Below are 13528 nucleotides of genomic sequence, written 5' to 3' on the forward strand. Positions count from 1 at the left end.
ATGAGCTACCTGAGCGACAACTACGTCGAAGAAACCCGCTTCGGCTTCTGGTTCCTGCGCAGCCACACCTGGCAGCACCATGTCTTGCGGGTGGCGATCAATGACCTGCGCAACCTTTTCAGCGGCCCGTTGCCGGTGGCCCCGGTACTGCTGGATGCCGGCTGCGGCCAGGGCAAATCGTTCCAATACCTGCGCCAGGTGTTCGCCCCGCAACGCCTGATCGGCGTCGACGCCGACCCTCACAGCCTGGACCTGAGCCTGGAGGAAGCCGCACGCCAAGGCATGGCCGTGGAACTGATCGGCAGCGATTGCGCGACGTTAACGGTGCCTGATGACAGCGTCGACCTGCTGTTCTGCCATCAAACCTTTCATCACCTGGTAGAGCAGGAAAAAGCCCTCGCCGAGTTCTATCGCGTGCTCAAGCCCGGCGGCTATCTGATGTTCGCGGAGTCCACTGTGGCCTACATCGATACCTGGGTGATCCGCTGGCTGTTCCGTCATCCCATGCATGTGCAGAAAAGTGCCGCGCAGTACCTGGAGATGATCCGCGGTCAGGGTTTCCAGTTCGAGGCCGCCAACGTCTCGTATCCCTACCTGTGGTGGAGCCGCGCCAAGGATTTCGGCCTTCTCGAACGCTTCGGCCTGCGCCGCCCGCGGCCCTTTGGCGAGCGTGAGGAAACCCTGATCAATGTAGTGGCCCGTAAACCCGCTGAAGGGACTGTCGAATGATTCGTGCGCTGCTTTTTGGCTGCTTGCTGTTGCTCAGTGCCTGCGCCAGTCAGGCGCCGCTGCCGGAACGCACACCAACCCTGGCACTGCCGCTGCAGTTGCATATCGAGCGGCAACTGGCCGGGCAGCGCCAGGATTGGCTGCTGGTGATCCAGCGCGAAGACGCTGGCATCCGCTGGTCGATGATGGACCCATTGGGCATTCCCCTGGCCCGCCAACGCCTGGTGGACGGCCAATGGCAAGCCGACGGACTGCTGCCACCCAACGCCGAAGCCCGTGAGCTTTTCGCCGCGCTGCTGTTTGCCCTGACGCCCGAAACCGAACTGCCGGGCAACTACCCCACCGCCCGACAAGAGGCTGGGCAACGAACCCTGGGCCAGCGCTGGCAAGTGCGCTACAAGCAACCGCTGAGTTTTGAACTGGGCCTGCACGAAGGCCCGCACTACCGCATCATGCCGTTGACCGAGAGCACCCCATGACCGCTTATTTGAATGCCCTGGGGGTGATTTGCGCCTTGGGCCGGGGTAAAGATGAAGTGGCGCGCAACCTGTTTGCCGGCGACTGCAGCGGCGTGCGCGTACAGGATGGCTGGGTGGCCGAGCGCAAATTGCCAGTGGCCTCAGTGCCCGGAGAACTCGCTTGCATACCCCCATCCCTGATCGCGCACCGCAGCCGCAACAATCAGTTGCTGCTCGAAGCGGCGCTACAAATTCGCGGCGAGATCGACCAGGCCATCCAGAACTACGGTCGCGCGCGCATCGGTGTCGTGCTGGGCACCAGCACCTCGGGCATCGATGAAGCCAGCCAGGGCATTGCCCATTACCTTCGCGAGCAGCACTTTCCCGACGGCTACGACTACCAGCAACAGGAGCTGAGCGCGCCGGCCAACTTCCTTTCCGACTGGCTGGAGCTGAGCGGCCCGTCCTATGTGATATCCACCGCCTGCACATCCAGCGCCCGGGCCTTGATGAGCGCCCGCCGCCTGCTGGACCTGGGCCTGTGCGATGCAGTGCTTTGCGGTGGCGTGGACAGCCTGTGCAAACTCACCCTCAACGGCTTTTCGGCCCTGGAAGCGGTGTCGGACGAGCGCTGTAATCCGTTTTCGGTCAACCGCAGCGGCATCAACATCGGCGAGGCCGCCGTGCTGTTTCTCATGAGCAGGACGCCAGGTCACCCGGCACCGATAGCCTTGCTGGGTGACGGCGCCAGCTCCGATGCCCACCATATCTCGGCGCCGGAACCCAGTGGTCGTGGCGCCCGTCAGGCCATGGAAAAAGCCTTGCGTCGCGCCGGCCTGCAACCCGGCCAGATCGATTACCTGAACCTGCACGGCACCGCCACGCAACACAACGACGCCATGGAAAGCCAGGCAGTGGCCGAGCTGTTTCCAGCGGGAGTGCCCTGTTCGTCGACCAAGCCCATGACCGGCCATACCCTCGGGGCCGCCGGGGCGCTGGAAGCGGCGTTCTGCTGGTTGAGCCTGAGTGCGCAAAACACTGCCCAGGCCTTGCCACCTCATGTCTGGGACGGCCAGGCCGATCCTCAACTGCCGGCGTTGAAGTGGGTAACGACCAGCACCCGCCTGAACCCGACAGCACCGCGCCGCCTGATGAGCAACTCGTTCGCTTTCGGCGGCAACAACGTCAGCCTGATTATCGGAGACGCCCCATGATTGACTGGCCGCTCGCCGAACTGCTGCCCCATGCCGGCGACATGATTCTCATCGACCGCATCCTGGCGTTCGATGATGAGCAGATCCATACCCTCGCCACCGTCAAGCCCAATGGGTTGTTCAGCCGCGACGACGGCGGGCTGCCTGCCTGGGTCGGTATCGAGTTGATGGCCCAGAGCGTCGCGGCGTTTGCCGGTTGTCATGCGCGCCGCCGTGGTGACGCCGTGGAGCTGGGCTTTTTGCTCGGCACCCGCAAGTTCGAATGCAACGTCGAATTTTTCCCGGTGGGCACTGAGTTGACCATCCACGGTTTGCGCTCGCTGGAAGACGACAACGGCATGGGCGTGTTCGAATGCCACATCAACGCCCCGGGTATCCATGCCATGGCCCGGTTGAATGTGTTCCGGCCACCTCAGCCAGCCCATTACCTTCATGAACCGTCCGCAACAGGAAATACGCCATGACTGAATCCGTACTGGTCACCGGCTCCAGCCGTGGCATCGGCCGTGCCATCGCCCTGCGCCTGGCCCAGGCCGGACACGACATCGTGCTGCATTGCCGCAGCGGGCGCGCCGAGGCTGAGGCCGTACAGGTCGAAATCCAGGCCCTGGGCCGCAATGCCCGGGTGCTGCAGTTCGACGTGTCCGAGCGCAACGCCTGCAAAACCATTCTCGAGGCTGATGTTGAAACCCACGGCGCCTATTACGGCGTGGTGCTCAACGCCGGGCTGACCCGCGACGGTGCATTCCCGGCCTTGAGCGAGGACGACTGGGATGTGGTGATGCGGACCAACCTGGACGGTTTCTACAATGTCCTGCACCCGGTGATGATGCCGATGATCCGTCGCCGCGCCGCTGGGCGAATCGTTTGCATCACCTCGGTTTCGGGGCTGATCGGCAATCGCGGCCAGGTCAACTACAGCGCGTCGAAGGCCGGCCTGATCGGCGCGGCCAAGGCGTTGGCAATCGAGCTGGGCAAGCGCAAGATCACCGTCAATTGCGTCGCGCCCGGGCTGATCGATACCGCCATGCTCGATGAAAACGTGCCCGTGGAAGAACTGATGAAAATGATCCCCGCCCAACGCATGGGCACCCCGGAGGAAGTCGCGAGCGCGGTGAATTTCCTGATGTCCGCCGAGGCCGGCTACATCACCCGGCAAGTCCTGGCCGTCAACGGAGGCCTGTGCTGATGAAACGCGTTGTTGTTACCGGCATGGCCGGCATTACCTCTCTGGGCAGCGACTGGGAAACCATCGCCGCCAACTTCGCCGCCAACCGCAGCGGCATACGACGCATGGATGAATGGGACCGCTTCACCGAGCTGAACACCCGCCTGGCCGGGCCCATCGATGACTTCCAGGTCCCCGCCCACTGGACGCGCAAGCAACTGCGCAGCATGGGCCGGGTATCGCGCCTGGCCGTCGGCGCCGCGGAACAGGCCCTGGCTGATGCGGGGCTGTTGGGCGATGAGTCGATCAAGGACGGGCGCATGGGCGTCTCCTGTGGCTCGTCCACCGGCAGTACCGACGAGATCAAGGCGTTCGGCAACATGTTGCTCAACAGCGTCGCCGAAGGGCTGAACGCCAACTCCTATGTACGGATGATGCCCCATACCACGGCGGCCAATATCAGTATCTTCTTCGGGCTTACCGGACGGCTGATTCCCACCTCCAGTGCCTGCACCAGCGGCAGCCATGGCATCGGCTATGCCTATGAGGCGATCAAGTTCGGTCGCCTGCCGCTGATGCTCGCCGGTGGCGCGGAAGAACTTTGCCCCACCGAAGCGATGGTCTTCGATGCGTTGTACGCCACCAGCCTGAAAAACGATGCGCCGCAAACCAGCCCGCGCCCCTATGACAAGGACCGCGATGGCCTGGTGATCGGTGAAGGCGCTGGCATGCTGGTACTTGAAGAGCTGGAACACGCCCTGGCCCGAGGGGCGCGAATTCATGCCGAAATCGTCGGCTTCGGCAGCAACGCCGACGGTCAGCACGCTACCCGTCCGGAACTGAGCACCATGCGCCGGGCCATGGAACTGGCCCTGCAAGACGCCAACCTCGAGCCGTCTGCCATTGGCTACGTCAACGGCCATGGCACCGCCACCGAACAGGGTGACATCGCCGAAACCCTGGCCACCAGCAGCCTGTTTGGTGAACAGATGCCCATCAGCTCGCAGAAGAGTTTCCTCGGTCACACCCTGGGTGCCTGCGGGGCGCTGGAATCCTGGTTCAGCATCGAAATGATGAACCGTGACCTCTACGTGCACACCTTCAACCTCGATGAGATTGATCCCCAATGTGGCAAGCTCGATTACCTGCGCAACGAATTCCGGCCGATGAGCCACGAATACGTGATGAACAACAACTTCGCCTTCGGTGGGGTCAACACCTCGCTGATTTTCCGGCGTTGGCACTGAGTCGACCAGCAACGCGATAGCGGTAGGTCAGCGCCAGCGATGTCGGCTGTGCTGCCGTCATCGCGAGCAGGCTCGCACAGGCATTGGGCTGAAATCTCAGTGCATCAGGTCGACCCTCTTCAACCTGTTGTCAAAACCTCGGCTCTTAGCTCACCGTTTCCTCTGATTCAGTTTTCCCTGCCTCCATTGATCAATTACAGTCTTGGCGAGTGCAAGCGATGAACCTGCGCCAACCTGAGAGCAGGCAAAAAATCCTCCGCCATCGGCACGCCCTCACGCACGATGATCATGAATCGTCGCTGAAGCGTATTGATGATCTCGTCGCCATTACTCAAGCGGCTGCCGACCAGTGCGATGTTGCTATTGGCCTCCCCGGCGGCGGTTACGATCCGCGCCGTGCTGCCATCGGCATACACCACCTGGTCGCCTTTCTGCGCGGCGCGTACTTTCCAACCATTGTCCAAGGTGAACGTCAACGACGATGACACTTGCTGGATCGTTCCGCCGTTACGCGTCTGGCTCCCCTCGGTGGCCACTCGGTAAATAGCGATTGGCGGATGCGCTTCGACGAATGCTTTTTGTCGATTCACGAATGCTGCGACCTCCTCGCCGTAACCCTCCAGGTCGCGTTGCTCCAAGTACAAGTCATCCAGATGACGGAGAGAATCACGGGAGATTTCGTTGGTGTAGGGGGCATCCAAAGATGAGTGCATTTCCAGGGGCCTTATTCATGGGCTTCAGGCTGCGCCCCTTCCGCCGGGGGAGCACTGAGCCGGACGATCAGAGTGATGAATAAGACGTTGCAGCGCTGGTGAGTCGCAACCCCAGCGCAGTGGTATCTGGAGCGAATAGGAAGTGTCGTAACTGGAAGTGCGCGTTTTCCTACAGTAGCGACGCAAGTTCCACCCTGTTTTCCCCCTCCTCTGCCGACCCCAATCGAAGCAGCGCTTTTTCCCGCTTGTCGGAACTGTCAGCTCTGACAGTAGCGAAGGCGCTCGGGATAGCCTCAGGCTTCCAGACGTATTCCAGATCAACGCTCGGTAAAACTTCCCGGTCTTATGAGCTGCAACTCGCATCTCATAAAAATAATCTGGTTCCCCAGCATGGATAAGGAATTGATGAACACAATAGCCTGGTCGGGCCGAGCAGCCATGCCCCTCAAGCACCACGCCACATCGCCTTCAGCGGAACAAAACAGCGTCGTTGTCGATGGCACGACATTTACACATGCCTATGCATCCGTGAACGGTATTCGCCTGCACTACCTCATGGGCGGTGATGGCAAACAACCGGTTCTGCTGGTGCATGGTTTCCCGGGCAGTTGGCGTAACTGGGAGCCCTTGATGGGCGCATTAATGCGGGCTGGTTTTACCCCAATCGTTCCTGATTATCGCGGCGCTGGCGAAACGGATACTTCAGTCGATGGCTACGACAAAAAAAGTATGGCGCATGATCTGCACGAACTGGTCACCCTCTTGAACATCGAGCAGGTCGATATCATTGGCCATGACATGGGTTTGATCATTGCTTACGCCTACGGGGCGCTTTATCCGGCTGAAACCGGGCACGTTGTGTTGATGGATGGATTTATTCCGGGCATTTCCGGGTGGGAGGTTGCCTATAACGGGGACCCCGCAGCCGGCATTGCCAGTAAATGGCACTTTCGTTTCTTCGGCAAAGTGGCCCTCAGTCTGATTCAAGGACAAGAGGAAACCTACCTGAACATGTTCTTCGATGACTTCGTATTCGCGGGCAACGATAAAGTCAGTCACGAGGTGCGACAGGCGCTGGTGCAAGACTACTCCCGGCCTGGACGTATGGAAGCGGCCTTCAAGCTCTATTCAGCCTGGGTAGAACATGACGCGAACGACAACCTGGAATTTTCCAAGAACAAACTGACTGCTCCACTGCTCACCATCGGCGGGGATCACTCGAGAGGGAAGACCTTGGCCGAACAGGCCCTGCACATTGCGACGCAACCGCACTCATTGATATTGGTCGATACCGGGCACTGGGTGCTGGAGGAACAAACGCAGGCGACCCGCGAGGCGATTCTGGCATTCCTCACAATCACTAAATGACCCGAGTGCGCCCGCGTCATAGGCATTCATTGACCGTTCTTACCCTACCTTTCTTCCCTGCGTGCAATAGCTATATACCACCCCCCCAAACTTTTTCTTGAATAGGTTGTGCTGCCAACACTCCTCCAGGAAGAAAGCAGTGGAACACCCCCCCTTAACAACGTCTTATGAGCTACCGCCGGCCGACAGCGCCGTGGTACCGGATGCCCCGCTGATCAACCAGCTCAAGGCGTCGCAGCAACACATGATCCGCCTGAACGACGCCATCCCACGGCCTTCCGATGTGCTGAGGCAACACCTGGATTATTGGTTCAGGAGAACCTTCCCTGCCTTGGCGGGCAGCATGACCGTGCACGAGCTGTCCGTGCGCACGCTGCGAGAAGAGACCGTCCCGCCTGCGCAGCGCACAGCCGATGACCCGACAACCCATAAGACGGTAACGGACACCCTCTTCCTCGAAACGCTTTTGCTGCAAGTCGTCGCCGGCAGGATCGACCCACGCGCGTTCTTCCGAGACCTGGACAACATCGAGATTGTCACCCGCCAGGACAACACCACCGCAGCGCCCGACGCCCTGAACGAGCGCGCCGTGAAAACTGAAATCAAGCGGCTGATCAGCACCACGCCGGCGCTTTATGAACGACTGCTCACCCGTGCACTGGATGAGTTCTGGAACAGGCCGGCCGACTTCAGCCAGGACCGCAACGTCGGCGACTGGCTGGCGGATGAACTCGCCAGGCAACTCAAGGCCCAGGCCGATCTGCATAGGCTGGACACGACATTGAGCCCGCAAATGCACCGGGCGCTGACCGACTATGCGTTGTCGGCACCGGACGCGGCGTCTCGCGCACAGTTGGCGGAGCGGATCCGGCCCGGGGTCTTCAGCCTGGAGATCACACCCCGCCGATGGAGCTTCAGCGTACCGGTGTCGGGCGCCGTGGCCTTGTCGCGATATGACAACGCCAGCGATCCGGGGGCCGCCGTGCTGTACCGTCCCGGCCAGCCGTTGCAACTATACGACACGCTGGCAGCACTCAAAGCCGGCCTGGTGCAAGACGGCAACCCTGGGGACAAAGTCGACACCGCGCCTGTCACCGAGCACTTCCTCGCACGCCTGGTCACGCAACTGCGGGCGGCGCAAAAAATCGCCGTGGGCACTGCCGTGCTGGAAGGTCCGGCGGCGTCGGAAGAAATCACCGCCTGGATGAACAGGATCGACGTGGCGGCGGACATCGGCCACACGCTGGACCTGGCGAGCGCCATGGACGAACGCGAGCTACGGCTGAACCTCAAGAGACTCGATGACTGGTTGCATGGCAACCCACACGTCACCGCCAGTGATCGCCTGGCGTGGTGGGCGGCGACGCGGGCCCTGCACAAAACCCTGACGGATCTGCCCCCGCCGCCGGACCCGGTGACGCTGGCCACCGAGGACGCCCTTCGGGACCGGACTCGTCAGTTGCTCGCCGATGTCATCAAGGCGAAATACCCGCCGGTCGACCCTGATGACGTGTCCCTGAGCATCAGAAGAACCGTGGTCGATCCCCATGCGCCGACGGGTAGCTCGCCGTTTGGCTCCGGGGTCTCACAAGGCAGCGTGAGGGGAGTCGTCGATGACCGTCGCACCCTGACGCAGTGGGCGATGTCCAACCTGACCCAGGACGAACGCAATGCCCCTCACCCAACCGTGGAAGGGCCGCTGAGCTTCGCGCAAATTGTGGAAGTCATTGAAAGGGCGAACATCGGCGTCCGACTTCAGGCCGAGCTGCAACGCGTGGCCCGGGAACAACAGGCGCAGTGGATGGCCCTGAAAGCGCAACAGATGCGCGCCCAAGTGTGGGCCGCGCATATTTCGGGAGACTTGAGGCACGACCGGGACAATACCGGCTTGAAGCTGGTGCTGGCGGCACTGGACGGCCCGACTGCGGCGGCGCGCGACAAGGTCAACGGGCACGAGGTGGTGGTCCGCCAACTGCAATGGGGCGACAGCGTGCTGAAGGAATTGCTGGCGTTTGGGGTGAAGGCCACGGCGAGCCGCCCGTCGTTGACGCTGTACACACCAGGCGCCCCCGACGGCAAGACGTTCAGGGACGTGGATGCGCCAAGCGCGCGGGCGTTGGAAATAACCTTGGCGCAAACACTCACTGCCACGTCACAGATGACCCGTTGGCTCATTTCGCACCTGCCGCTGCTCGAACAGGCCGAGCAACTTGCCAGCATGGTACCGACCTCGGAGGACCTGACGCTCGAGGAAAAAATCAAGAAAGTCACACAGTCTGTCTTCGCGTGGGCCAAGGACAGGGCACAGGATGATTTCGCGAAGACCATCGCTTCGCCCATGGTGGAGGGGGACTTGTTCAAAGCGCTGCATGAGACCCAAATCGCCCATGGGATCAAGGCGGTGGACATGTTAACGGTGACCCATGCCGAGCGCGACAGCGCCTGCGCGCAGGAGGGACGTCGCAGCGCCGTCATGCTGCTGACGGGCGCGATGTCGATGTTCCCGGCAGGCCGGCTGGGCGGCCTGCTAGGACGAGCGATCCTGCCGACCATGACCGGCGGTGCCGCGGTCTCGGCGATAGACGATGAGAACGGCAGCCTGCGGCAGTGGACCCTTGATTTTATCGGCGGGCTGGGGGAGGTCATCGCCGAGGCTGGGCAGGACTTGATCATGGCCCGCGCCGGACGCCGTCGCAGACAGGCACGCCCGACGCTATCGACGCTCCCCCCTATGACGGCCCCGGAGCTGGAACCGTACCTGCTCAAAGGGTTCGACGGCCACGGATTGATACACGAGGGCCGCCACCGGTACAGGGATGCAAGTGGGCAAGGCTACCTGATGCTGGGGAACGGCTATTACAAGACCGCGGTCCAGGCAGGCGAGCAGATCATCTACGCGCCCAACAACCGCTCGAACCAACGGACCGTCACTTGGGAAAATGATCGTTGGCGCGTTGAAGAGCCCAAGCGCTTACGCGGAGGCGGCGCGCTCCAGAGCTTGTTCAGACGAGCCCCGCAGACGCCGCGAGAGCGAACTTTCGATGCATTGGTGGAAGGGGTGCTGGTCAACAATCGCTACCCCACCCTCGAAGCACTCACCACGGCAAGGGAAATTTTCCACTCCATGCCCGACGCGCTGCTCGAACGCATCCTGGACGAAAGCATGGCCGATATAGGCGCGCTCGACATCAACGCCTACCTCACGAAAATAAGAGACCTGACCCAGGGCCGGGGCAATCTGTCTCGGCATCAGGTCTTTCACGATGCTCTGCTGGACAAGATGAACACATGGCGAATCGTGACCCTTAGCTGTAAGGACATCGAAGCCAACGTGCCTGACGTCGAACTGAGCGAAACACAAAAAATAAAAATATATGACACGATCTTTTCACACAAAAACGTGTTCTTTATCGAAGATCGAATCCAGGTACACACCACCCTTATCACGGACAACCTTACCGGCGCGGTCTTCATGACCCTCACGCCCCATCAAGGCAGGAAAAGAGTGGCCATGGATAAGATATCCAAAGACACCCGGGCCATGTTGAACACCGTAGAAGCCAAATTGAATGCCAAAGCCCACGCGCTATATCCGGGGGACAGGCCGCAAGAGCAGACCGCCCGAGGAAACTACATGGCGTCAGAGGATTATTACAACGAGATGATCACTGCGCTTCGGGAAGAGAAGCAGCGTCTGCACAAGCCTGGCCTGTTGACGGAAATAAGGAACAATCGAGTGCCTTATCTCATTGTCAACAAAGGCGTGGCAAAGCGAAACACCATGCTGCTCACCGGCGAAGACATTACAAACTTCACCAGTTCGCTCGCAAACTATGAACCATTCGATATCGAAATCGTTACACAGGCCAAGTCCAACAAAGTGACAGGGACACCCCCACCCACCGCCCCCATGGTTTTACCCGCCCCGGAGCCTGTACCGGATAAATTCCAGACCCGCATCAGCGCATTGGCCGAAACACAGATGTCATACGCCAGCTTTCCCAAGGAGGCTGAAGCCAAGGTCAGGGAAATTCTGGCAGATATCCGCGCCGGCAGGATAACCACCAAGCGAATCTATCGGTATTACTGGTACACCATGGCCCAACTGTCCCCCGGCGGTGGCAAAGGCGCATGGCGCGCCGCGTTCGAACGCCAGGGCGACACCTGGATACTCCAGGGTTTTTATGATTACCACGGCAATAGGCCCGCGGCGGTCTGGGAAGGATAGACCGATCGAATCGAGGTCGAGTGGCTGGGGATTTAACCGCAAGTGCCCTGCGTCAACAACTCCACAAACGCCCTCGCCATCGGCGAGCACTGATCCTTGCGCTGCACCAGCCATACGGCCGAGACCGCCGCCGGGTCGAGCAGCGGTCGATAGACCACGCCGTCAATACGCATGCGCTGGTAGGAGGCCGGCAGGACCGACACCCCGACCCCGGCCGCCACCAGGCCGATGATGGTCATGGCCTCACCGGCCTCTTGGGCGAAGTGGGGGCTGAAGCCGGCGTCGCGGGCCAGCGTCAGGAGTTGCGCGTACAGGCCGCTGCCGTAGCTGCGGGGGAAGAACACGAACGGTTCCTGGGCCAGTGCAGAGAGGAACAGACCCCCTTCGCTGTCCTGGGCCAGTGGATGCTTGGAACTGAGCACTGCCACCAGCGGCTCGCGGCTCAATTCGATCTCCTGCAAAGAGTCGGGCAGCGGCAAGGGTCGCATGATGCCCACCTCGATGGCCTCGTCCACCAGGGCGTCAGCCACTTGGGTACTGCTCATTTCCCGCAGGTTCAGGTGCACCGCGGGGAAGCGCTGACGGAACGAGAAGATCGCCTGGGGGATGGTGGAGTTGAAAGGCGCCGATGACGTGAAGCCGATTTTCAGCTCGCCCAGTTCGCCCAACTGTGCGCGGCGAGCGACATCGGCGGCCTTGTCGACCTGGGCCAGCACCTGTCGAGCCTCTTCGAGAAACAAACGTCCGGCTTCGCTCAGTTCGACGCGACGATTGGTGCGCTCGAACAGCCGCGCGCCGATTTCCTGTTCCAGCGCCTGGATCTGCTGGCTCAAGGGCGGCTGGGAGATGCCCAGCGCCAGTGCGGCTCGGCCAAAGTGCAGTTCTTCGGCCACGGCAATGAAGTAACGCAGGTGACGTAATTCCATGGACAGCCCATTAGGTCGTAAAACGTCTCAAACAGGTCGAACAATATATTGGATAGAAACATTAACCGGCTATATTCTTTTTTCATTGCCTGCCTGGCCGTGCCCCTTGAGGTCCACCGTGAAAACTGCCGCCGCTCCTATGGCCCATGAAATCCCGCCTCCCGCCGATGATGTTGCCGCCGAACGGAACGACATCTACATCGAAAAAGGCACCCCGCTGTTCAGGCGTACGGTGATGGCGTTGTTCTGTGGCGGTTTTGCGACCTTCGCCCTGTTGTATTGCGTGCAGCCGATGATGCCCCTGCTGTCCGCAGAGTTTTCCATCAACGCCGCGCAGAGCAGCCTGATCCTGTCGGTGGCGACCGGCCTGCTCGCCATCGGTTTGTTGATCACAGGCCCGATTTCTGATCGCATCGGCCGCAAGTCTTTGATGGTCTCAGCGCTGGTCGCCGCGGCACTGTGCACCATTGCCAGTGCGCTGATGCCCACCTGGCAAGGTGTACTGGTGCTGCGCGCCTTGGTCGGGCTGTCGTTGAGCGGCGTGGCGGCGGTCGCGATGACCTACCTGGGTGAAGAAATCCATCCAAGGCACATCGGCCTGGCGATGGGTTTGTACATTGCGGGCAATGCCATCGGCGGTATGAGCGGCCGTTTGATCGCCGGGGTGTTGATTGATTTCGTGAGCTGGCACACCGTGATGCTGGTGATCGGTGGCCTGGCGCTGATCGCGGCGGCGGTGTTCTGGAGGATGCTTCCCGAGTCACGCAATTTCCGCCCCCGTTCGCTGCACCCGCGCAGCCTGCTGGACGGTTTCACTATGCACTTTCGCGACGCAGGGTTGCCGCTGTTGTTTCTCGAAGCCTTCTTGCTGATGGGCGCGTTCGTGACGCTGTTCAACTACATCGGCTACCGCCTGCTGGCCGAGCCCTATCATCTGGACCAGGCCTTCGTCGGATTGCTGTCGGTGGTGTACCTGTCGGGCATCTACAGCTCGGCAAAAGTCGGTGCCCTGGCCGACAAACTCGGGCGCCGTAAAATGCTCTGGGCGACCATCGCGCTGATGCTGGCTGGCCTCGCGCTGACTATGGCCACGCCGCTATGGCTGGTGATCCTGGGCATGCTGGTGTCCACCTTCGGCTTCTTCGGCGCCCATTCGGTTGCCAGCAGCTGGATCGGCCGCCGCGCCCTCAAGGCCAAGGGCCAGGCGTCGTCGCTTTATCTGTTCAGCTACTACGCCGGATCCAGCGTTGCGGGGACAGCCGGCGGTGTGGCCTGGCACCTGGGCGGTTGGAACGGGGTCGGCCTGTTCATCGGTGGCTTGCTGGTGATTGCGTTGTGGGTAGCGGTGAGGCTGGCGAAATTGCCGTTGCTGCCTGGGAATAGGTAGGCGCTGACGAGCGAAGCGAGGCTGCGATCTTTACCCCTGACGTTTGAATCCCAAGCGAAAGATCAAAAGATCGCAGCCTCCGGCAGCTCC

The 13528-nt window shown here is 61.1% G+C and carries 11 protein-coding genes; 9 read left to right on the forward strand and 2 right to left on the reverse strand.

Features of this window, described 5'->3' with window-relative positions:
* The 6 genes from AAIS01_RS10895 to AAIS01_RS10920 are packed head-to-tail and all read left to right on the forward strand — an operon-like array spanning position 1 to position 4816.
* The gene (locus tag AAIS01_RS10895) at positions 1 to 729 is read left to right on the forward strand and encodes a class I SAM-dependent methyltransferase (RefSeq protein WP_343468964.1); all 729 of its coding nucleotides are present in this window, start codon (positions 1 to 3) and stop codon (positions 727 to 729) included.
* Positions 726 to 1208: a DUF3261 domain-containing protein gene (locus tag AAIS01_RS10900; protein ID WP_343468965.1), complete on the forward strand. Its 483-nt coding sequence runs from the start codon at positions 726 to 728 to the stop codon at positions 1206 to 1208. The genes AAIS01_RS10895 and AAIS01_RS10900 overlap by 4 nt, the downstream gene beginning before the upstream one ends.
* Positions 1205 to 2401, forward strand: a complete 1197-nt coding sequence (locus tag AAIS01_RS10905) for a beta-ketoacyl-[acyl-carrier-protein] synthase family protein (protein WP_343468966.1) — start codon at positions 1205 to 1207, stop codon at positions 2399 to 2401. Before AAIS01_RS10900 ends, AAIS01_RS10905 begins: the two co-directional genes overlap by 4 nt.
* Positions 2398 to 2865: a hotdog family protein gene (locus tag AAIS01_RS10910; protein WP_343468967.1), complete on the forward strand. Its 468-nt coding sequence runs from the start codon at positions 2398 to 2400 to the stop codon at positions 2863 to 2865. The genes AAIS01_RS10905 and AAIS01_RS10910 overlap by 4 nt, the downstream gene beginning before the upstream one ends.
* The gene (fabG, locus tag AAIS01_RS10915; protein WP_343468968.1) at positions 2862 to 3590 is read left to right on the forward strand and encodes a 3-oxoacyl-ACP reductase FabG; all 729 of its coding nucleotides are present in this window, start codon (positions 2862 to 2864) and stop codon (positions 3588 to 3590) included. The genes AAIS01_RS10910 and fabG overlap by 4 nt, the downstream gene beginning before the upstream one ends.
* Positions 3590 to 4816, forward strand: coding sequence for a beta-ketoacyl-ACP synthase (locus AAIS01_RS10920; RefSeq protein WP_343468969.1), 1227 nt, complete (start codon positions 3590 to 3592; stop codon positions 4814 to 4816). Before fabG ends, AAIS01_RS10920 begins: the two co-directional genes overlap by 1 nt.
* A gap of 194 nt (positions 4817 to 5010) precedes the next feature.
* Here AAIS01_RS10920 and AAIS01_RS10925 read toward each other — a convergent pair whose 3' ends face one another.
* Positions 5011 to 5529, reverse strand: coding sequence for a hypothetical protein (locus tag AAIS01_RS10925; RefSeq protein ID WP_343468970.1), 519 nt, complete (start codon positions 5527 to 5529; stop codon positions 5011 to 5013).
* 390 nt (positions 5530 to 5919) lie between these two features.
* Between AAIS01_RS10925 and AAIS01_RS10930 the strand changes: the two genes are divergently transcribed.
* Positions 5920 to 6897, forward strand: coding sequence for an alpha/beta fold hydrolase (locus AAIS01_RS10930; protein ID WP_343468971.1), 978 nt, complete (start codon positions 5920 to 5922; stop codon positions 6895 to 6897).
* Positions 6898 to 7036: 139 nt separating this feature from the next.
* Positions 7037 to 11125, forward strand: a complete 4089-nt coding sequence (locus AAIS01_RS10935) for a dermonecrotic toxin domain-containing protein (protein ID WP_343468972.1) — start codon at positions 7037 to 7039, stop codon at positions 11123 to 11125.
* 32 nt (positions 11126 to 11157) lie between these two features.
* Here the strand turns inward: AAIS01_RS10935 and AAIS01_RS10940 are convergent, their stop codons facing one another.
* Positions 11158 to 12051, reverse strand: a complete 894-nt coding sequence (locus tag AAIS01_RS10940) for a LysR family transcriptional regulator (protein WP_343468973.1) — start codon at positions 12049 to 12051, stop codon at positions 11158 to 11160.
* A gap of 118 nt (positions 12052 to 12169) precedes the next feature.
* On the opposite strand from AAIS01_RS10940, the gene AAIS01_RS10945 reads away from it, so the two are divergent.
* Entirely contained in the window at positions 12170 to 13438 is a 1269-nt protein-coding gene (locus AAIS01_RS10945) for an MFS transporter (RefSeq protein ID WP_343468974.1), read from the forward strand.
* Positions 13439 to 13528: the final 90 nt, after the last annotated feature.

Source organism: Pseudomonas halotolerans (assembly GCF_039581215.1).
In the GTDB taxonomy this organism is placed as follows: domain Bacteria; phylum Pseudomonadota; class Gammaproteobacteria; order Pseudomonadales; family Pseudomonadaceae; genus Aquipseudomonas; species Aquipseudomonas tehranensis.